Below are 19,710 nucleotides of genomic sequence, written 5' to 3'. Positions count from 1 at the left end.
GGATAGGGTTAATGAGTGCTTTGCATGCTGACAGGCGCCTGTCGGCCTGGCTTCTTGCGCCCGGCTTCGGCTGGCTGCTGATGTTCCTGGTGATTCCGTGCCTGTTGGTGCTGGTCTACAGCTTCGTTGAACGTGGCGCCTATGGCGGCATCGACTGGTTGTTCACCTGGGAAAACTACCAGCGCGCGTTCGATCCGCTGTACCTGGGCATCCTGCTCAAATCGGCGAAGATCGCCGGGCTGGCCACAGTGTTCGCGGTGTTGATCGGCTACCCGGCGGCCTATGCGATTGCCCGTGCGCCACGGCGGCGTCAGGCGGTGTATCTGTTTCTGGTGATGCTGCCGTTCTGGAGCAATTACCTGATCCGCACCTACGCCTGGATCGTCCTGCTCAACCGCGAAGGCCTGATCAATCGCCTGCTGCAAATGCTCGGCTACAGCGGCGAACCCATCAGCCTGCTGTACACCGAATCGTCCGTGGTGCTGGGGCTGGTCTACAACTACATCCCCTTTGTGATCCTGGCGATTTTCTCGTCGCTGTCGCGGATCAATAACGAATTGTGGGATGCCTCGAAAGACCTCGGCGCCTCGGGCTGGATGACCTTTCGCCGGATCATCCTGCCGCTGAGCGTGCCGGGTATCGCGGCGGGCGCGGTGTTTGTGTTCGTGCTGAGCATCGGCAACTTCATCACTGCCGACCTGCTGGGCGGCAAGCAGGTGCAGATGGTCGGCAACCTGATTTATTCGCAATTCCTCACGGCGCGGGACTGGCCGTTCGGTGCGGCGCTGAGCTTCTTCCTGATCGCGATCATGTTGATCCTGTTGTTCATCCAGGCCCTGGTGGCCCGTCGTGCAGAAGGGGCGCGCTCATGAGTCAGTCTCGTTCTGTCAGCGCCACCGTGCTGGGTTCGCACCTGGGGCTGGTGTACGCCTTCTTATATATACCGATCCTGGTGCTGATCCTGCTGTCGTTCAACAAGTCCGGATTGCCTACCGCCTGGGGCGGCGTATCGCTGAAATGGTACGCGGCACTGGCGCACAACACGGCGATTCTGTCAGCGGCGCTCAACACCCTGATCGTTGCCTTGTCGGCGACCTTGATTGCCTGTGTGCTCGGCACGTTCCTGGCGCTGGGTATCGAGTTGCGCCGCAAGGGCAACGACAAAGGCCAGGTGGTCGACACCTTGCTGATGGCGCCGATGATCATCCCCGACATCGTGCTGGCGATTGCGCTGTTGAGTTTCTTCAACCTGCTCAAGGTCGGCCTGGGGCTGCACTCGATCATCATCAGCCACGCGGTGTTCAACATTGCCTTCGTCTGCGCGGTGGTGCGCACGCGGCTCAAGCACTTTGACTATTCGATCCTCGAAGCCTCGATCGACCTGGGCGCGAGCTGGTTCACCACCTTGCGTCGGGTACTGCTGCCGGTGATTTTCCCCGGTGTGCTGGCCGGTGGGTTGCTCTCGTTCACCCTGTCGGTGGACGAATTCATCATCGCCTTTTTCAACTCCGGCTCCGGCCAGGCCTCGACCACGTTGCCCATGCAGATCTACGCCATGATCCGCTTTGGCGTCACCCCGGAAATCAATGCTCTGGCGACGCTGGTGATGCTGGTCAGCATCACCGCGCTGCTGGCTTCGCAGCGTCTCAACAAGGCTCCTCGCACCCATGAATAATTCTTCCGCGGTACTGATCCTGGATAAGGTCAGCAAGTCCTATGGCAACGGCCTGGCGGTCAACGAGGTGTCGCTGAGCATCCGCGAGAACGAGTTCTTCGCGCTGCTCGGTCCGTCGGGCTGCGGCAAGACCACGCTGCTGCGCATGCTCGCCGGTTTCGAGACCCCCAGCGGTGGTTGCATCTACCTGGACGGCAACGACATCTCGCCGCTGCCGGCTAACAAGCGCCCGCTGAACCTGATGTTCCAGTCCTACGCGCTGTTCCCCAACATGACCGTGCGCAAGAACATCGCCTACGGCCTGGAAATGGAGCGCCTGCCGGAATCCGAAATCCGCCGCCGGGTCGATGAAGTGCTGAGCACCGCGCAACTGGGTGAGCTGGCCGAGCGCAAGCCCGATCAGCTTTCCGGCGGCCAGCGTCAGCGGGTGGCATTGGCCCGGGCGCTGGTCAAGCGTCCGCGGGTATTGTTGCTCGACGAGCCCTTGGGCGCCCTCGACAAAAAGCTGCGGGAAAAGATGCAGCTGGAACTCAAGCGCCTGCAGCACGAGAGCGGCATCACCTTCATCATCGTCACCCACGACCAGGAAGAAGCCCTGGTGATGTCCGACCGCATGGCAGTCCTGGATGGCGGCAAGGTCTGCCAGTGCGGCAGCCCGACCGAGCTCTACGAAAACCCCAACAGCCGTTTTGTCGCCAACTTCATCGGCGTCAGCAATCTGCTCGAAGGCGTGCGCTCGGGCCCGCACTCGGTGCGGGTCAACGGCCACGAGTTGAGCGTCGAAACCGATGCGCCTTCGGTGAGCGGCCAATCCGTCGCCGTGGTGGTGCGCCCCGAACGCCTGCAAGTGCTGACGGAGCAGGGCGGCGATTGCGCCAATCAGGTCAGCGGCAAGATCGTCGAAGTCGCCTACCACGGCCTCGACACCAACCTGCACGTGCAGACCCCCCTCAGCGACAAGCCGCTGATCGTGCGCGTGCCGTCCTCACAGTTTGAATTCGCCCATTTTGCAATCGACACGACCATCCGGCTGGGCTGGCAGGCCCGGCATGCCCGCGTATTGACGCGCTGAACAATAAAAAGACCAGGCAGGAGCAGCACTCGATGAAACAGAAAGTGATCGCATTCTTCCCCGAAGCCGCCTACGGCCCGGCCCTGAACTCAGTGGGTATCGCCCAGGCCTGTGAAGCCCTGGGGCACAAAGCGGTGTTCCTCACCGACCCGGGCATGAGCGGTGTCTACGCCGGTTATGGTTTTGAAGAGCACATGGTCAACATGTCGGCACCGATGCCGGCCGAAGAGATGGCCCGCTACTGGGTGGATTTCATCAACGGCCACATCCCGAACTTCCGCAAGTCGCCGCTCGACCAGATCGACAACTACGTCAAGGAATGCTGGGCCGCCATCGTCGAAACCGCCAAGTGGGCGCAAAAGGACCTGCCGGCGGTGCTGGACAAGGTCAAGCCCGACCTGATCTGCGTCGACAACGTGATCCTGTTTCCGGCGATCAAGCAATACGGCAAGCCCTGGGTGCGGATCATTTCCTGCTCGGAAAACGAGATCGAAGACCCGGATATCCCGCCGCACCTGTCGGGCATGAGCATCGACGACAAGGCTGGCCACGCGCTATTCCGCCAGCGTTTCGAAGAAGTGGTCGGGCCGATCCACGACGACTTCAACCAGTTCCTCCAGGCCCATGGCGAGCAGCCGTATCCGCTGGGTACCTTCTTTGAAGCCTCGCCGTTCATGAACCTGCTGCTGTACCCGGATGCGGTGAAGTTCGACCGGCGCCACCCATTGCCGGCCGAGCGCTTCCATTACCTGCAGGGTTGCGTGCGCCACGACACGCCCTACGAGATTCCGCAGTTTCGCGCCCACAACGACAAGCCGCTGCTGTACGCCAGTTTCGGCAGCCTCGGTTCCGGCGATGTCGAGCTGCTCAAGCGTCTGATCGAGGCGGTGGGCAAGCTGCCTTACCGGGCGCTGTTCAACGTCGGCGAGCACCTCGACGAGTACCCGGACCTGCCGGACAACGTGCAGATTTCTAACTGGTTCCCGCAGCCATCGGTGATTGCCCAGGTCGACGCGGTGATCCACCACGGCGGCAACAACAGCTTCACCGAGTGCCTGTTCTTCGGCAAACCGGCGATCGTCATGTCCTACGTCTGGGACGGCCACGACAACGCCATGCGCGCCGAAGAAAGCGGCCACGGCTTCAAGCTCGACCGCTACGAATGGAGCGAAGAACAGCTGGCGGAAAAACTCCACGCGTGCCTCAACGACGAGGCGATGCGCCAACGCCTGCAGCGCACCAGCGCGCAGATGCAATCGCGCAAGGGGCCGCAAGACGCGGCTGCAATTCTCGACAAGGTGCTCAACGATGCCTGATTCATCCACCACGGCGGGTATCACGCCGTACCTCGAAGCCGTCAGCAGCCGCACCGACCTGGTGGACTGGGGCGTGCAGAGCGACGCCGTCGAAGGCGTCTCGCATTCCAGCGGCCGCTTGCTGTTCAAGGGCCCGGACAACAGCCCGGAAAGCGGATTGTGGGTGTGCACCCCCGGGCGCTGGCGGTTGTCGATTCCCCGGGATGAGCTGTGCCATTTCATCGCGGGGCACGCCACTTACCGTAACGACAACGGCGAAGTGATAGAGGTCCGTCCCAACACCCTGGTGCTGTTCCCGGCCGGCTGGACGGGCGAATGCAACGTCCGCGAAACCCTGCGCAACGTGTACATGCTGGCTTGAACCTGATGCTGAACGGTTAAAAGGCGAAACCTGTGGGAGCGAGCTTGCTCGCGATGGCGGCGGGTCAGTCAACGTTGATATTGAATGTTATTGCGCCATCGCGAGCAAGCTCGCTCCCACAAGGATCGCGGTGTCTGATCGGCATTGGGCCAACGGACTTTTTTGGAGAAAAACAATGACTACCCCGTTTCTGTACGACCCGCTGAGCATCACCGACGTCAAGGATTGGGGCGTGATCCCGACCATGCTCGAAGGCGAATCCCGTGTTTCCGGCGTGGTGCTGCACAAAGGCCCCGAAGGCCAGTCCGAATGCGGTATCTGGATCTGCACCCCGGGCAAGTGGTTCTGCCATGTGACCAGCGACGAGTTCTGCCACTTTCTCGAAGGCCGCTGCACGTACGTCCACGAGTCCGGCGAGGTGATCGAGATCAGGCCGGACACCGCCGCCTTCTTCGGCAAGGACTGGAAGGGTGTGTGCACCGTCCACGAGACCATCAAAAAGGTCTACATGATCCGGTGACTGCCATGACAGATGCACTGGCGTCATTGCCAACCCGTGAAGATCTGCGCGCCGCCTTTCTGGCCCGCGCCGGTCACGCCGGGACCTTGCTGGTCGCTTTGCCGGCGGATGCTTCGACCCGGCGTTATTTCCGCCTGGAGGGCGCCGGCCTGTTGCTGATGGATTCGCCCCCCGACAGTGAGCCCATCGGCCCGTTCGTGCGCATCGCCCGGCAGTTGCAGGGGCTGGGCCTGTCCGCGCCGGCCTTGCTGGAAGTGGACGAAGCGGCGGGGCTGGCGTTGATCGAGGATTTCGGTCGCGACACCTACACCCGGCTGCTGCTGGCCGGGCATTCGGAGTCGCAGCTGTATCACCTGGCGGTCGATACGCTGGTGGCCTTGCATCGCGCTGCGCCAGCCACGGAACTGGCGCCTTACGACGGGCAGCGACTGGCGGACGAGTACGCATTGTTTATCGACTGGTACGTGCCGCTGCTGATCGGCAAGGACGCGGCGCAAGACCTGCGCGATGAGTATCTGGCGTTGTTCGCCGACACTTGTCGCGATGTCGCAAAACGCCGTGAAGCCTTGGTGCTGCGCGACTTTCACGTCGACAACCTGATGCTGTTGCAAGGCCGCGAAGGTGTCGCCGCCTGCGGCTTGCTGGATTTCCAGGACGCCCTGGTCGGGGCGGCGGCCTATGACCTGATGTCGCTGCTCGAAGACGCCCGGCGCGATGTGCCCGAGGCACTGCGCGAGGCACTGATCAGCCATTACCTGTTGCAGCGCCCGGAGCTGGATGCGCCGGGTTTTCTTGAAGATTACCGGTGCCTGGCCGCCCAGCGTCACGCCAAGGTGCTGGGGATTTTCGTGCGCCTGGCCGGCCGTGACGGCAAGCACGGTTACCTGGCGCATTTGCCGCGCACCCTGGGTTTGTTTGTCCGCGCCCTGGACGCCGAGGCCTTTGCGCCCCTTCGCCAATGGCTCGACCGGCACGTGCCCGACTGGCGTGAAGAGCTGCCCGCCGCGACCCTGGCGACGTTGCGTGAAACCCCTTATCGATTGGTTCAAGGATCATCCCATGGCCACGTTCAACACTGACACCGCATTGCGTTTCATCAATTCTGAATTCCTGCCGCTGACCGATGGCCGTGTGCGCGAAGTGCTCGACCCGGCGACCCTGCAACCGGTCGGGCAAGTCGGCGTGTGTGGCGAAACCGATGTGCAGACCGCCACCGATGCCGCCACCGCCGCGCAACGCCAATGGCGCCTGATCGATGCGAAAAGTCGCGCCGCGCGCTTGCATCAGCTGGCCAATGCCATTGAGCAGAACCTGGCCTGCAACCGTGAAGTCGCCCGCCTGATGACCCTGGAGATGGGCAAGCCGTTTCCCGAAGCCATGGGCGAACTGGCCAACTGCGCGCCGATCTTTCGCTACTACGCGGAGATGGCCCGGGACGATGCCGGCAAGGTCGCCGGCACCACGCAGATCGGCTCCTTCCAGCATGTGCGTTACGAGCCGTACGGCGTCAGCGTGCACATCATGCCGTTCAACTTTCCGATCCTGCTGATGTGCTGGACGGTCGCCGCGTCGCTGGCGGCGGGCAATGCCTGCATCATCAAGCCGGCGGAAGCCACGACCCTGTGCACCCTCAAGTTCATGGAGCATTTCACCGCGTTGCTGCCGGGGCTGGTGTCTTGCGTGCCGGGCGATGCAGTCACCGCGCAATTGCTGGTGCAGTCGGATCAGACCCACGCGGTGGCCTTCACCGGCAGCGTGGCCGCAGGCAAGGCGGTGGCCGTGGCCTGCGCCGAACGGATGAAACCTTGCGTGATCGAGGCCGGTGGCAGCGATCCGTTGATCATCTCCAGGTATGCGCCACTGGACGTGGCGGCGGCGGGGGCGGTGACGGCGGCGTTCCACTTGAGCGGGCAGATCTGCACGTCGGCCGAGCGCTTCTACGTCGTCGATGAAATCCATGACGAGTTTGTCGCGAAGTTCGCCGAGCGCACCCGCGCCCTGCGTATCGGTCATGGCCTGGAACGCTCGGAGATCGGGCCGATGGTCAGCGAGGCGGCACGCAACAAGGTCATGCGCCTGGTCGATGACGCCGTGGCCAAGGGCGCGACAGTGGTGTGCGGCGGGCGGATTCCACCCGGGCACAGCGTCGGCTGGTTCTATGAGCCCACCATCCTCACCGGCGTGACCGGTGATATGGCGATTCTGCAGGAAGAGTGCTTCGGCCCGGTGGCGGCGATCTGCCGGGTCAGCGATTTCGACGAGGCGGTGCGCTTGGCCAACGATTCGCCGTTCGGCCTTGGCGCCTCGCTGTTTTCCACCGACCTGGCCGAAGCTATGGAAGCCGCCGAGCGTCTGGAGGCGGGGATGGTCTGGGTCAACAATCCGCTGATCGACAACGATGCGCTGCCGTTCGGTGGCTGGAAGATGTCCGGCCTTGGGCGCGAGCTCGGGCGCCAGGGGCTGGAAGCGTTCCGCCGCTCGAAAATGGTCATCATCGACCACCAGCCGAAAATCCAGGACTGGTGGTATCCCTACGCCGACGACGTGTTCTATCGCGATCCGGCCTGAAGCCGTGATGCACACAGGAGGATCGTGATGAGCGACAACATTGGCTGGCCGACCCTGGCGGTGATTCTCGCGGCCGGGCAGGGCACGCGCATGCGTTCGCCGCTACCCAAGGTCTTGCACCCGGTGGGCAACCGGCCGCTGCTCGGCCATGTGCTGGCGGCGGTGGCGACGGCGGGCATCGAGCAACGGGCGGTGGTGGTGGGCGCCGGCGGCGGGCAGGTGGCCGAGTACCTGCAACAGGTGGCACCGACGGCGCAGGTGTTTACCCAGCACGAACAACTGGGCACGGCCCATGCGTTGCTGGCGGCCCGGCCTGCACTGCAGGCTCACGAGCAGGGTTGTGTGTTGGTGCTGTTTGGCGATTCGCCGTTGATCACCCCGCAGACCCTGAACCGTTTGCGTCGGGCGCTGATAGACGGCGCAGCGGTGGCGGTGGCGGGTTTCCATGCCCGGCAACCGGGACCCTATGGGCGATTGCTGGTGAAGGACGGTCGTCTGCGGGCCATCCGCGAAGCCAAAGACGCCAGCCCGCAGGAGCTGGACATCAACTTCTGCAACGGCGGCGTCATGGGCCTGCGTGCCGACACCTGCCTGTGGTTGCTGGAGCGTATCGGCAACCGCAACGCCCAGGGTGAGTACTACCTCACCGACGCGGTGGCGGTGGCCAACGAAGCGGGGCATACGGTGACGGCCGTGGAAGTGGATGAAGTCGATGTGCTCGGGGTCAATGACCGCGAGCAATTGCAGGTCGCCGAACAGCTGTACCAGCAACGTCGGCAGCGCAGGATCAAGGAGTGTCCCATGGGTGACTATCAACGGTTGTACATCGGCGGCGAGTGGGTCTTACCCGTCCAGCGCGGTGTTTTTGAAACCCTCGATCCGAGTGACGAGTCGGTTCTGGCGCGGGTTGCCTCGGCGACCGCCGAGGACGTCGATCTGGCTGTGGCGGCGGCGCGCAGGGCGTTTGACGAGGGTGACTGGCCACGTTGGTCCGGGGCACGACGGGCGCAAGTGCTGAGGAACATCGCCGAGGGCATCCGCGCTCGCCAGGACGAACTGGCGGCCATCGAAGTGCGCGATAACGGTAAGCCGCTGCCGGAAGCCTTGTGGGACATTGCCGATACCGCCGGGTGCTTCGATTTCTATGCCGGACTTGCCGAGCAGTCGGACCAAACCAATGAGCAATCGATCGATTTGCCGGATGCGCGCTTCACCTCGTCGGTGATCAAGGAACCGGTGGGCGTGGTCGCGGCGATCATCCCGTGGAATTTCCCGATGCTGATGGCCGCGTGGAAAGTCGCCCCGGCACTCGCGGCGGGCTGCACCCTGGTGCTCAAACCTTCCGAACTGACGCCGCTGACCGCCCTCGAACTGGCCGGCATCGCCGACCAGGCCGGGTTGCCGGCCGGGGTGCTGAATGTGGTCACAGGCTGGGGACGCGAAGCGGGAGCGCCGTTGGCCGAACACCCGCAGGTCGACAAGATCGCCTTCACCGGCAGCGTGCCGACCGGACGCAAGGTCATGCAGGCCGCTGCCAGCGAGATCAAAAACATCAGCCTGGAACTGGGCGGCAAATCGCCTTTCGTGATCTTCGCCGACAGTGATCTTGAGGCGGCGGTGGAGTGGATTCTGTTCGGGATCTTCTGGAACCAGGGCCAGGTCTGTTCAGCCACTTCGCGGGTGCTGGTGGAACGCGGGTTGTACCCGGCGTTGCTGGAGCGCTTGATTGCCGCCACCGAGCAGATTCAGATTGGCCAGGGCTTCGAGGAAGGGGTGAAGCTCGGACCACTGGTCAGCCAGGGGCAACTGGACAAGGTGCTGGCGGCCATTGCAGCCGGTCAGCAAGAGGGGGCGCGGCTGGTGTCGGGCGGTGTGCGGCCGGGTCATCTGGAAAAGGGGTATTACCTGACGCCGGCGATTTTCGCCGATGTCCCGCAGGACAGCGCCGTGTGGCGCGAGGAGATTTTCGGCCCGGTGGTGTGCCTGCGGGCCTTCGACACCGAAGCCGAAGCGATCCGCCTGGCCAATGACTCGCCGTTCGGGTTGGCGGCGGCCGTCATGTCCCGGGATATCCCGCGTTGCGAACGGGTCGCTCGCGGTTTTCGCGCAGGCATCGTGTGGGTCAATTGCTCGCAACCGACCTTCGTCGAGGCACCCTGGGGCGGCTACAAGCAAAGCGGCATTGGTCGCGAACTGGGTGAGTGGGGCTACAACAGCTACCTGGAAACCAAGCAGATCACCCGCTACAACGGCGAACCCTGGGGGTGGTATCTGAAGTGACGTGAGCGCCGCAGTGGCCTGCCTGCGGACAGGGGCAGGTCATTTTTCCCGAATTGTACGGCTGTGGAACTGGAAGCCATTCTGGCAATCGAAGCCTATACGGGCGAGACGGACGTCGTAATGGTTACGCGCTGGCATTGAACGCCTTGTATGGCTGTAAAGCCGGGAGGGTTGCATGGAAAGGGACGCGATGTTCAGGTTCCTTGCGGGCTACCTGTTGATGTGTGCCCTGCTGGCATGGGGGGTGGTCCAGGCGTCTCACTGGATTGCTTCTCGCCTGCTGCTGTATTGGATTATTTAGCGCCGACCCTCGCTGCCTCGCTCCTTCCTGTCGATTCTTCCAGCACCCCAATGGTGCGACCCACTGTCTGGCCTTCTTCCTCCGATCCTTAGCCTGCGAAATCAGTCCGGTTTGCTGAACCGGCCACTGACCCAATCCAGGGATTGAGCCAGTGGCCGATGCTGCCCGGGTTAGTGGAACGGGAAGATGTAGTTCATCCAGGCGGCCATGCGCAGAAGGATTTTGCGCATCATCGCGATGTGATGGAAATGCTGGCTGTACAACGCCGCCTGGCCGTAGGCACCGCCCGGCATCTGGCCGGCGTACTGGGCATAGTCGGGGTCGGTGATCTCAATGATCACCGGGACCCGGCCGGCCGGTGGTGAACCGGTGAAGCCGATCAGCGTGCCCGACGGCTGGATCTGGCCTTCGGCGATCACCGAAACGACGGTCTTGACCTTGCCTTCGAACACCTTGCCCGGAATGCCGTCGAAAGCGACCTCGGCCTCATCGCCCTCGGTCAGGCGCAACAGGCTGTTCTGGCGCATCCACGCGGAGAAGTAATGCCCTTCCGCGGGAATGAAGACCATCGAAGGGCGCAGCGGCAACTTGGTCGCCATCATGCCCGGACGCAGCGAAACATGGGTGACGAAGCCTTTGCTCGGCGCACGGACCGTGGTGTTGTCGAGTTCGTACTGCGCGCTGTCCAGTTGTGCCTTCAGGTCATCGCTGCGCGCGACCACCATGTCCAGTTCCCGTTGGGTACTGAAATTACGCTTGATCAGCTCGGTGATCCGCGCGCGATCGGCCTGGGCGGCAATCAGTTGCGCCTTGAGGGATTTCAGTCGGTACTCGAACGGCGCCGGGTCGATGCGAAACAGCACATCGCCTTTTTCCAGGGGCTGGTTGGTCTTCACCGGTACATCGATCACCTGGCCGCTGACCACGGGAATCACCGGAACCGACACGAAATAGGAACGCGCCACCTCGGAGTAGGGGTGGTTGTAGTTCATCGTGAAAATCAGCGCGCCGATAATCACGACTCCGCCCAGCACCGCCGTGGGTACTGTCCATTTGTTCAGGGGGATGCGGAAGATCTTGAAGATGGCTACGCACAGAGCGGCATACGTCAGAATGAGTAAGAGATCCATGGCTCAAATGCCCTCGCCGAGATTGTCCGTTGGCACCCGGTTCTGGGTCGTGCCCGTCGCTGCCTCCAGGCGCTCGATCCGGCCTTGCAGCTCGGCGACCTGTTGCTCGAGGTGAACCACATGACTTTTGGGTGAATGTCCGTCACTGAAACCCCAGCCCCGGTCCTCTCGATAGGCCATGGCCCAGATCCACAGGAACGGCCACAGCGCGTGCAGGGTGAAGAGGCTGACCCAGCCGGTGGCGTGGATTGCATCCTGGTGAGGGTGGTTGCGGTGGACAGCAATTTCATAGGGGATGTCGTGGAGCAGGATGATCCCGTAAAACAGCACAAGCCCGACAAAGACCAGCAGGCCCAGGGCGAAGTAATCAAGCATGAACCACTCCTCTTGAAGCAGATAACGTGTGCGCATGAGTGTAGCCGTTCAATCTACACTTGACGGGGATGCGGCTATCCAGCCGGAACAGCCGGTGCCTGGCCGACGCGTCGACCGATATCGTGCAAGCACACTCCGACGAGGTGAGTTCATGCCAGACAATGGTCAATTCGAAAGGGCGCCTGTACTGGACCCTGTCGAGCGCATTACCGAGGTAATCTTCGGCCTGCTGATGGCCATGACGTTCACCGGCACCATCAGCGTGGCCACGGCGGACCAGGCAGCCGAACGCACGATGATGATTGCCGCGCTCGGCTGCAATCTCGCCTGGGGACTGGCCGATGCGGTCATGTACCTGTTGCGCGCACTGGTCGAGCGCACGCGCAGGATCAAGCTGTACATGGCCTTGCGCAATGGCGCGGACGCCGCGGCCGGCCAGGCGCTCGTTGCGCAGGTATTGCCGTTGCAGTTCGCGACGGCGGCCGGCAGCGAGGGCCTGGAGTTGTTGCGCCGGCGGCTGCTCGAGCAGCCCTCCTTGCCGATCAGGGCGGGCCTGGGCTGGAACGACTTCAGGGGCGCCCTCGGGGTTTTCCTGTTGGTCGTGGGCTCGACGTTTCCGCTGGTGGTGCCGTTCATACTGCTGGATCAGACGGCACTCGCCATTCGCCTGTCCAACCTGATCGGGCTCGTGGTGCTGTTCATCGCCGGCTGGATGCTCGCCAGATACGCTGGCGCCACGCAATGGCAGGGTGGGGTGATCATGGCCGCTACGGGGGGTGTGCTGATCCTTGCGATCATTGCGCTGGGCGGCTGACAGCCGGTCATAAATCAACACACTAAAGACTCATTCTCATTTACAATTGCCCTTCCATTTACGTTGGGCAGCCTGGTATGGATGTTCTTGCCACAATCCATCTTTATTTATCCCTGTGGGTGATCGAACCGGTCACCCGGCAGTTCCTGGGCATTTTCGACTTCAACGGCAGACTCGGTCTAGCCTTTCTCTGCATGTCTTACGGCGTCGCCTACTGCCTGTTCCGCTACCGAGAATCCCGGGGCCTGACCGACGCTCGCTCATTCGGGCAGTTCATCGGCGGCCGCCGGGTGTACCTGCATCGCTCGGCAATGCTGGACTACCGCTACTACTTCGTACTCGCCATCCTCAAGGTTGCCCTGGTGCTGCCCATCGTCGGTCTGGTGGATCCGTACGTCTTGCGTTCAGCGGACTACATCGCGTTCTTCACCCAACTATGGGGCGCGCGTACGCAAGTGGAGGAGCACCTGGCGTTGACCCTGCTCTATGGGCTGGGCGTATTTCTGGTCAAGGATTTCAGCCATTACTGGGGCCATCGCGCTTTCCATTCGCGGTACCTGTGGGCCTTCCACAAAGTCCATCATTCGGCGCCCGTGCTGGTGCCGGCGACGGCCAGCCGCGTGCACTTTCTGGAAGAAGTGGTCGAAAAGCTCACGGACATCATCTGCGTCGGCGCGTTTGCCGGTGTCTTCTGGTACGTCTGTGGCGGGGAGATCAGCCGCTATACCTTGTTTGGCGTGACCTACATCGTATTCATCTTCAATGCCCTGGCGGCCAACCTGCGTCACAGCCATGTCTGGTTTTCCTTCGGGCCGGTGCTGGAGCGGGTACTGAGCAGCCCGGCGCAACACCAGATTCATCACAGCGATGCACCGCGACACTTCAACAAGAACTTCGGCATCAACCTGTCACTGTGGGACTGGATGTTCGGCACGCTGTACGTCACCCGGTCCACACCCGAGGCCATCCATTTCGGTACCGGCGAACAGGATCACGAGCGTTACCTGACGCTGCAGGGCTTGATCGTCACGCCTTTCGTGGATATCGCGCGCAAACTGCTTCCTGGGAAACCCTTGAAAGCACAGCCTGAAAGCGGGTCTGATCCGTATTTTTCAGCGCAATCTGCCTCTGTAACGAATACAGCCGTCAGCCCACAATAAATCTCCGGTACGGCGGCACATGCCGCCCTGTACCGCCAATTCATTGTGTGGGAGGCCCCATGGCCAAGATGACGATTTTTCTCGGCGGTTTTCTGCTGTTGACCATCCTGATTGGCATGCTGGCGACGATTCCGCCGGCGTGATCAGGTGCGGCGTTGACCTTGGGAAGGTTCATGGTGTCCAGCGCTTGCAATGCTCAGTCGGCAGCGACTTTCTCACGCACTGAATTTACCCAGAAGTTTATCGAGAGAGACGAAGTCAACGACCTTACCTGGTGAAACCAGCCTTCAGGTAAAAAGAGCAAATCGCCGGGTTTCAGATGCACTGCAAGAAAGCTCACCTGTTTTGCAGCCGGAAACTCCTCAAAATTCGGATGTGACGGATCGAAGTCGCAGCCTTCCAGACCACCGTGAGGTGAAGTCGACCAACTACCCAATGCAATGCGGTGGTGAGGCGCAGCCAGCAACGTTGTCTTTTCTCCCCAGACTTGTGCAAAGAGGTTGTCTGAGTCATCTCGATGAAGGGGGGTCAATGTACCCTTCGGACCCAGCCAGAGACGTGGTTGAATGTACAAAGACCTTTTGAAGTAGTCCGGGAACCTGATGAGTGGAAGTAGTTGTTTCGGAACCAGATTATTGCCCATGTAGGCTGGCGGCCCGGCGACAATGTGGCAGGGAGCTTCGTCCATGGTGGCAATAAAATCCAACATCGCGGTAGTCCGAAAATCACGCTCAGATGAGAAGGCTTTGTGGGCATAATCGCCGTGGCGGGTGATGCCCTGCAAGTTGGCAAACTGCTCAAGGGCGGTATCTCTGGGCATGCTGAACAATGGCCAATCGTTAAGGGCCTGGGTGAACACCAGCGGGATGCCTCTGGCCCGGTATCGAACGTTGAACTCGTTCATTGAAACCTGGTTTTTTGGCCGACGATCAATACTGCCATTCAGGTTCACGCTCGCCGAAAGCTGTTCACTAAAGCGTGGTAGGGCTGGATAACGTCGATTCATCTCGACCTCCATTTTGGCAGCAGCAGGATGCAGGCTGTCGCTGACAAGTGAAGGGAGTAGCGTGGCCAGGCCGATGTTTCCGGTTATTTTCAATTGACCTTGAGCGAAGAGTTCTTCGATGTTGGCAAGGCCTTGTACGATAGTGAGAAAAACAGACTCCTTGAGTTCAATTGTCACATCTGCCGCAGGATGCACTCCCAGCTGTGGGAGGTTGGAAGTTGGCACACTTACCCAATAACGTTTCTGATCCGAAAAAACGAACTGAAACGTGCCTGCGACACCAACAGAATTGGCACTGGCGAACAACGCAGATAGTGCGGATTGAACGTGCATAGTTTAGCTCCTTGCTTTTTAGTGTGCGGATGAGGTTTGTATTAGTCTGTAAAGGCAGTTCGATGCTCGGCAGCACATTCATTAATTTTAGACGACCGTGCCAGCGCACCATCAAATGAGATCAGTCGATCGGTTGTAGCCTTCCAATCCGCAAGGCGATGATAGGCATTGATGAACCAACTCAAGTTTTCACAAAGATTTCCAAAGGCCGAATTGATCTGCATGACGTCACCGAACATGATGCTGCCTGCAAAGAAACGAGGTACAGCCAACAAGCTACTAAAGATAAGGGAGAGTTGACTGTAACTTTCGGTGAACAACGATAGTCGCATTTTTACTCGAATCGTACGGCGCATATTGGCCAGACTTACATCAAGCTTTTCGCTGATACTTTCTTTCTCGCAGTTACGACCAGTGCCGGTTGAGTGCATCTTGGAACCGTCGCGGAAGCGGATAAGAAAGTACCGAAGATCGGCCTCTGATCGTTGTTGATTGTTACTCAGGGAGACCAACTTAAAGCCGATTTTCTGGCTGATGTACGTACCCAGCAATGCATAAAGGATGGCAGCCCAGAACATATAAGCAGGGACGGTAATTCCCCAGAGCGACGCGTCGCCCGAGATGCCAATCAGTACCACACTGAAGGATACTACGCTGGACAAGGTATAAATTAGGCCGCAGGCCAGGTCTATGGTTTCAAAAGTGAACTTGTTGATGTCCTCGGCGATGCGTTGATCCGGGTTGTCGACACACTGTTCAATCTGGTCGGGCCTGGTCGACTTGACTATCCAGGCGGAGAGGTAGTGGTTAGTCAGCCACTTTCGCCATTTGAGCGCAAACACATCCACCAGGTAGGTAATCAGCACTGACCGCACCACCGAGAACGAGATGATAGCGAGGAATACCACCACTAGGCTGTAAAATTTATGGGCGTCAAGTTCTTGAATGGCATTGTAGAAATGTTTGTACCACTCGTTGATGGCCAAGGCGGTCACGACGGCAAGCAGCGAGAGAATTAGCAAGGCAATAAGTACGCCCCAGGCAAAAATTTTTTCCTCACTTTTCCAATACAATGAAAGCATCGTATATGTGTTTTTTAGGAACGAGTTTTTGCTGAGGATAATATCGTCTTTTTTTGTAGGGTTGCAAACCATCTGAGCACCTTGGTCATATGTGATATTTGTATATTGCTTGTTGTGGTGTGCTGTTGCTTGTTGTTTTGTAGCGCTCGATTAGAGCGCCCAGAAGCCCAGGCGTCCGAGGCTTGCTGCAAGTTTGAGGCGGGATAGTTGCCAACTGTTCAACGTATTAATGTGTTGTTGTTCTGCCGTTGCATAGGCGGTTAATGCGTTCAGAAGCTCGATCATGTTACCGACTCCTGAACGATAACGCCCTTGCACAACTTGCAGCGCCTGACTTGACTGCTCCACCCATTCAGCAGTTTTTTCCAACGAGCGCGTTTCGATGTTTAATGTTTGGTAATTGACCCATAGTTCCATCGATATACGCTGTTCAACATCCGAAAGTTCTGCTTTGCTGGTCTCAAATTTTGCTTGAGCTCCCCGTACCTGATAGGTGCGCTCGAAACCTTCGAACAAGGGAATGTTCAATTGCAATCCAACGCTATTTTCACGTAGGTGGCTATCGCCATTGAGCGCGATTGATTGGTTTGTCTGTACATCGGAGATGTTAGCGATAAACGACAGGGTAGGGCGGCCAGAGGCTTTGCGTTCGTCGATAGCAGCCTTTGCTGCATCCAGTTTGGCCTTTGCGGCAATAAGTGAGGGATGACCCTGGCGTGCCTGTTCAAGCAGTTCATCGACGGTTTTGACGAAATGGGTATCCGGACGTCGACTCAGGCTCCCCGCCAACTCCAGTGGTGTTTGCGGAGGTAACCCCATACGCATCGCGATCAGGCCTTTTGCGCTGCGCAAGGCGCCATTGCCGCGAACTTCGTTCAGCCTCGCCTGGGAGTAGGCTGTTTGCGCCTGCAGGCGGTCGGAGAGCGCTGCGGCGCCCGCTTCATACTTGGCGCTTGCAGCTTTCAGGTTTTCGGCTGCCAATATTGCCACTTGGGTGGCGGCAACCTGGCTACGTTGTGCGGCGAGGGTGTCATAGTACAACTGGGCTGCCAGGACGAAAGCCTCTTGCAACTGGCTATCCTGATTGGCGTTTGCTGCAACTAGAAGATGACGTGCATTACGCAGTGCCGATTCGCGGCGACCGAAGTCAAACAGTACCCAACTCAAGGTCAGGCGATTATCGAGTTGACGCTGATGACCATGCCTGGAGTACTCCCCACGTTGTTCATACGCGGTGTCGTTACGTCCACTGGTGACGCTAGAGCTGCCGTTGAGCCTTGGGAGATATGCCGATTGTTTAACACCGACCAAGGCAGCCTGGGCCTTGGCGCTGGCCCAGGCCTGTCGCGTCTGTGGATCGTGACAAAGCACCCGCTCTATCATTTCCTCCAGTGTCAGCAGCGCTGGTACAGGACCGACTTCACACGACCAGGTCGAGTTGTTGATGTCCTTGTTCGCAGTGCGAGAGACATCACGCTCGGTCGCAAATACATCCATTGCCATGGCCGATTGGAACCAGGCGCAAAGACTGGCCAGAAGGGAGTAGATGAAAGCTGCTTTCATCACAGTGTGACAGCGCCAGTGGTCTGGAACATGGTGGACGGGGTTGGCTGGTCCAGGACAATCCGGCCAGCTTCCAGTATCACCACGCGATCTGCCGAGGCGATCGTCTCCGAACGATGGGCGACAATGATGCGCGTCACCTCAAGTGCACGAACAGCGTCATTTACCTGCTGCTCGCATTTCACATCCAGATGACTGGTTGCCTCGTCAAGAATCAGAATGTCTGGTTTCTTGTAGAGCACCCTGGCTAGCAGCACACGCTGCTTCTGCCCGCCAGACAGAACCGTTCCCATGTCACCAACCAGGGTGTTGTAGCCCATTGGCATGGACATAATGTCAGCATGAATTGATGCCTTGCGCGCACATTCCATGGCCCAGTCCAGATCAGGGCTCGGCTCGAAGAATGCGATGTTGTCTGCCAGTGAACCGGCAAACAGACAATCATCCTGCATCACCGTGCCGATCTTGCTGCGAAAGTTCTCCGCTCCGAGGTGGTGAAGTTCATTGCCGGCGATTCGTATCTGGCCATGAGTAGGCTTGCAAATACCCAGCAGCAGTTTGATCAGCGTACTCTTTCCGCTGCCCGAAGCACCGGTGATTGCCACAGACTCCCCCTGCGCAATGTGCAAGTTGATGTCATCCAGCACGAATGGTTCCTGATCGGAATAGCGGTACTTCACCCCTGTGAAATCAATATCTACATGGCACGAAGGCCAAGTTGCGGAATTCTGCGTGCCGCGGTTGTCTTCTGGTGGATGCAGGACGATGTCAGCCAGGCGTTCGCCCTGCAAACGGAGCATGTGCAGTTCAAATAAATGATCGATCAGATTGGCCACGCGGCTTACGAATTGGGATTTGTAAGCAATAAACGCCATCAGCACACCGACACTGAATTGGTTGTTCATCACCATGGCCGCACCGAGTCCAAGCGCCAGTAGATTCTCCAGTCCGAATATCAAGCCGTTGAACTGGGTGTAGACCAGTTGCAGCTTCTGGGTTCGTAACCCTGCGTTGATCTGTTCTACGAGCAATCCGAGCCAAGTGGAGCGTCGCTCGCTCTGGCGTTGGAACAACTTTATTGTGCGCATGCCGCGCACGGTCTCAAGAAAGTGGCTTTCCTGCCGGGCAGCATGAATGATTTGTTCCTCGTTTGCCCGACACAAAGGGCGATACCAAGCCCAGCGAACCAATGTGTACGAAGTCATCGCAATTACCGCAATGACTGCGAGCAACGGGCTGTAGGTAATCATGAGGGCGAGTGTCGCGATGGTCATCAGACCATCCAGAAGCGCAGAAAAGAAGGCGGCTGTCAGTGTCCCCTGTATCTCGCCGATAGCACCGAACCGCGAGACGATATCGCCTAGGTGGCGCTTTTCAAAGTACTGGATCGGCAGCCGGAGCAGGTGACTGTAAACGTTCGCCCGCCATTGCACGCTCAGCAGGGTGCTCATGTGCATCATCACCCAAGCCCGTGTAGCACTCACCAGTTGCTGCATCAAAAGTAATAGCCCAAAGCCGATGATCAACGTCGTCAGCAAATCACGGTCTTGAGTGACCAGTACATTGTCGAGCGTCCACTGCAGCAAGAACGGACTGACAAGCGAGAACACTTCCAGGGCCAGGGCTAGTAGTAGAACCTGCGAAAGGGCGCGATAAAGACCGCTCACCCGTCCCAGCATGCTCATCAATTTGATCTGTGGCTTGGCTTCCTGCTTTTCAAAGTCACTGTCAGGCCACACCTCAAGGGCGACACCGGTAAACGACTTGCTAGCCTCGGCCAGGCTCAACTGGCGGATACCATGGGCCGGGTCATGCAAGGTAAGGCACTGGCCGTCTGCGACCTTAAGAACAACGAAATGGTTGAAGTTCCAATGCAGTACACAAGGCAACGTGAGCTTGCTGAGGTCGTCCAGTTCAACCCGCATCGCCCGAGTGCCGAACTTCAGTTGATCGGCTGTCTGTGTCAGTTGTTTGAGCGTCACCCCCTTGAGTGACACGCTGAACTGGCGACGCAGTTCCATCAGCGTCGTGTGATGACCATGGTAGCCCGCAATCATCGCCAAACAGGCCAGACCGCATTCTGTCGCTTCTGTTTGTAGAATCAGGGGCAGCCGTCGGCCTATGCTTAGCGTGATCGCATCTAGATAGTTCATG

The 19,710-nt window shown here is 59.4% G+C and carries 17 protein-coding genes and 1 pseudogene; 12 read left to right on the top strand and 6 right to left on the bottom strand.

The genetic code is table 11. The features are described 5' to 3' along the window. Positions 1–11 precede the first annotated feature (11 nt). The 10 genes and pseudogenes from ACMDB8_RS15875 (at position 12) to ACMDB8_RS15830 (ending at position 9,792) form a co-directional block, all read left to right on the top strand. Positions 12–872 carry an ABC transporter permease gene (locus ACMDB8_RS15875; protein WP_056727353.1) on the top strand — a complete coding sequence of 287 codons (861 nt, stop codon included), beginning with the start codon at positions 12–14 and terminating at the stop codon, positions 870–872. Then, a complete protein-coding gene (locus tag ACMDB8_RS15870) occupies positions 869–1,675 on the top strand; it encodes an ABC transporter permease (protein WP_056727350.1) in 807 nt (268 codons plus the stop codon). The genes ACMDB8_RS15875 and ACMDB8_RS15870 overlap by 4 nt, the downstream gene beginning before the upstream one ends. Continuing rightward, positions 1,668–2,747 carry an ABC transporter ATP-binding protein gene (locus ACMDB8_RS15865; RefSeq protein WP_409078717.1) on the top strand — a complete coding sequence of 360 codons (1,080 nt, stop codon included), beginning with the start codon at positions 1,668–1,670 and terminating at the stop codon, positions 2,745–2,747. The genes ACMDB8_RS15870 and ACMDB8_RS15865 overlap by 8 nt, the downstream gene beginning before the upstream one ends. A 32-nt stretch (positions 2,748–2,779) precedes the next feature. Further along, positions 2,780–4,063: a nucleotide disphospho-sugar-binding domain-containing protein gene (locus ACMDB8_RS15860; RefSeq protein WP_056727347.1), complete on the top strand. Its 1,284-nt coding sequence runs from the start codon at positions 2,780–2,782 to the stop codon at positions 4,061–4,063. Then, positions 4,056–4,424: a cupin domain-containing protein gene (locus ACMDB8_RS15855; RefSeq protein WP_223541795.1), complete on the top strand. Its 369-nt coding sequence runs from the start codon at positions 4,056–4,058 to the stop codon at positions 4,422–4,424. The genes ACMDB8_RS15860 and ACMDB8_RS15855 overlap by 8 nt, the downstream gene beginning before the upstream one ends. A gap of 175 nt (positions 4,425–4,599) precedes the next feature. Further along, positions 4,600–4,944: a cupin domain-containing protein gene (locus ACMDB8_RS15850; RefSeq protein ID WP_056727343.1), complete on the top strand. Its 345-nt coding sequence runs from the start codon at positions 4,600–4,602 to the stop codon at positions 4,942–4,944. A 5-nt stretch (positions 4,945–4,949) separates the two neighbouring features. Then, positions 4,950–6,023, top strand: a complete 1,074-nt coding sequence (locus tag ACMDB8_RS15845; RefSeq protein WP_409078718.1) for an aminoglycoside phosphotransferase family protein — start codon at positions 4,950–4,952, stop codon at positions 6,021–6,023. Beyond that, positions 6,004–7,512, top strand: a complete 1,509-nt coding sequence (locus ACMDB8_RS15840; RefSeq protein ID WP_223541793.1) for an aldehyde dehydrogenase family protein — start codon at positions 6,004–6,006, stop codon at positions 7,510–7,512. The genes ACMDB8_RS15845 and ACMDB8_RS15840 overlap by 20 nt, the downstream gene beginning before the upstream one ends. Positions 7,513–7,539: 27 nt before the next feature. After that, a pseudogene (locus tag ACMDB8_RS15835) lies at positions 7,540–8,016 on the top strand (NTP transferase domain-containing protein); the annotation flags it as partial. A 297-nt stretch (positions 8,017–8,313) separates the two neighbouring features. Then, positions 8,314–9,792 carry an aldehyde dehydrogenase family protein gene (locus tag ACMDB8_RS15830; RefSeq protein ID WP_223541816.1) on the top strand — a complete coding sequence of 493 codons (1,479 nt, stop codon included), beginning with the start codon at positions 8,314–8,316 and terminating at the stop codon, positions 9,790–9,792. Positions 9,793–10,263: 471 nt separating this feature from the next. On the opposite strand, the gene ACMDB8_RS15825 is transcribed toward ACMDB8_RS15830, so the two are convergent. After that, on the bottom strand, positions 10,264–11,223 hold the full coding sequence (locus ACMDB8_RS15825) for an efflux RND transporter periplasmic adaptor subunit (RefSeq protein ID WP_056727338.1): 960 nt from the start codon (positions 11,221–11,223) through the stop codon (positions 10,264–10,266). Between the two features lie 3 nt (positions 11,224–11,226). Further along, entirely contained in the window at positions 11,227–11,598 is a 372-nt protein-coding gene (locus ACMDB8_RS15820; RefSeq protein WP_056727334.1) for a DUF3302 domain-containing protein, read from the bottom strand. A gap of 151 nt (positions 11,599–11,749) precedes the next feature. On the opposite strand from ACMDB8_RS15820, the gene ACMDB8_RS15815 reads away from it, so the two are divergent. Both ACMDB8_RS15815 and ACMDB8_RS15810 read left to right on the top strand, forming a co-directional pair. Next, the gene (locus ACMDB8_RS15815) at positions 11,750–12,412 is read left to right on the top strand and encodes a hypothetical protein (protein WP_056727333.1); all 663 of its coding nucleotides are present in this window, start codon (positions 11,750–11,752) and stop codon (positions 12,410–12,412) included. A gap of 77 nt (positions 12,413–12,489) precedes the next feature. Then, entirely contained in the window at positions 12,490–13,572 is a 1,083-nt protein-coding gene (locus ACMDB8_RS15810; RefSeq protein WP_409078719.1) for a sterol desaturase family protein, read from the top strand. Between the two features lie 196 nt (positions 13,573–13,768). Here ACMDB8_RS15810 and ACMDB8_RS15805 read toward each other — a convergent pair whose 3' ends face one another. The 4 genes from ACMDB8_RS15805 to ACMDB8_RS15790 form a co-directional block, all read right to left on the bottom strand. Then, the gene (locus ACMDB8_RS15805; RefSeq protein ID WP_409078720.1) at positions 13,769–14,911 is read right to left on the bottom strand and encodes a cupin-like domain-containing protein; all 1,143 of its coding nucleotides are present in this window, start codon (positions 14,909–14,911) and stop codon (positions 13,769–13,771) included. Between the two features lie 41 nt (positions 14,912–14,952). Then, complete coding sequence (locus ACMDB8_RS15800) at positions 14,953–16,065, bottom strand: SbmA/BacA-like family transporter (RefSeq protein WP_409078721.1); 1,113 nt, start codon at positions 16,063–16,065, stop codon at positions 14,953–14,955. A gap of 78 nt (positions 16,066–16,143) precedes the next feature. Beyond that, positions 16,144–17,556, bottom strand: coding sequence for a TolC family protein (locus tag ACMDB8_RS15795; protein ID WP_409078722.1), 1,413 nt, complete (start codon positions 17,554–17,556; stop codon positions 16,144–16,146). Beyond that, positions 17,556–19,709, bottom strand: a complete 2,154-nt coding sequence (locus ACMDB8_RS15790; protein WP_409078723.1) for a peptidase domain-containing ABC transporter — start codon at positions 19,707–19,709, stop codon at positions 17,556–17,558. The genes ACMDB8_RS15795 and ACMDB8_RS15790 overlap by 1 nt, the downstream gene beginning before the upstream one ends. Position 19,710: the final 1 nt, after the last annotated feature.

This window comes from Pseudomonas monachiensis (genome assembly GCF_047345015.1).
In the GTDB taxonomy this organism is placed as follows: domain Bacteria; phylum Pseudomonadota; class Gammaproteobacteria; order Pseudomonadales; family Pseudomonadaceae; genus Aquipseudomonas; species Aquipseudomonas monachiensis.
This window is presented reverse-complemented; position numbering and strand designations above follow the sequence as displayed.

Bases quoted from the DNA above. Each gene is read 5' to 3' on its own strand.
- ACMDB8_RS15790 (WP_409078723.1), bottom strand. From the start codon at position 19,709: ATGAACTATCTAGATGCGATCACGCTAAGCATAGGCCGACGGCTGCCC.
- ACMDB8_RS15865 (WP_409078717.1), top strand. From the start codon at position 1,668: ATGAATAATTCTTCCGCGGTACTGATCCTGGATAAGGTCAGCAAGTCC.
- ACMDB8_RS15825 (WP_056727338.1), bottom strand. From the start codon at position 11,223: ATGGATCTCTTACTCATTCTGACGTATGCCGCTCTGTGCGTAGCCATC.
- ACMDB8_RS15820 (WP_056727334.1), bottom strand. From the start codon at position 11,598: ATGCTTGATTACTTCGCCCTGGGCCTGCTGGTCTTTGTCGGGCTTGTG.
- ACMDB8_RS15850 (WP_056727343.1), top strand. From the start codon at position 4,600: ATGACTACCCCGTTTCTGTACGACCCGCTGAGCATCACCGACGTCAAG.
- ACMDB8_RS15795 (WP_409078722.1), bottom strand. From the start codon at position 17,556: ATGAAAGCAGCTTTCATCTACTCCCTTCTGGCCAGTCTTTGCGCCTGG.
- ACMDB8_RS15845 (WP_409078718.1), top strand. From the start codon at position 4,950: ATGACAGATGCACTGGCGTCATTGCCAACCCGTGAAGATCTGCGCGCC.
- ACMDB8_RS15875 (WP_056727353.1), top strand. From the start codon at position 12: ATGAGTGCTTTGCATGCTGACAGGCGCCTGTCGGCCTGGCTTCTTGCG.
- ACMDB8_RS15805 (WP_409078720.1), bottom strand. From the start codon at position 14,911: ATGCACGTTCAATCCGCACTATCTGCGTTGTTCGCCAGTGCCAATTCT.
- ACMDB8_RS15800 (WP_409078721.1), bottom strand. From the start codon at position 16,065: ATGGTTTGCAACCCTACAAAAAAAGACGATATTATCCTCAGCAAAAAC.
- ACMDB8_RS15855 (WP_223541795.1), top strand. From the start codon at position 4,056: ATGCCTGATTCATCCACCACGGCGGGTATCACGCCGTACCTCGAAGCC.
- ACMDB8_RS15840 (WP_223541793.1), top strand. From the start codon at position 6,004: ATGGCCACGTTCAACACTGACACCGCATTGCGTTTCATCAATTCTGAA.
- ACMDB8_RS15830 (WP_223541816.1), top strand. From the start codon at position 8,314: ATGGGTGACTATCAACGGTTGTACATCGGCGGCGAGTGGGTCTTACCC.
- ACMDB8_RS15815 (WP_056727333.1), top strand. From the start codon at position 11,750: ATGCCAGACAATGGTCAATTCGAAAGGGCGCCTGTACTGGACCCTGTC.
- ACMDB8_RS15810 (WP_409078719.1), top strand. From the start codon at position 12,490: ATGGATGTTCTTGCCACAATCCATCTTTATTTATCCCTGTGGGTGATC.
- ACMDB8_RS15860 (WP_056727347.1), top strand. From the start codon at position 2,780: ATGAAACAGAAAGTGATCGCATTCTTCCCCGAAGCCGCCTACGGCCCG.
- ACMDB8_RS15870 (WP_056727350.1), top strand. From the start codon at position 869: ATGAGTCAGTCTCGTTCTGTCAGCGCCACCGTGCTGGGTTCGCACCTG.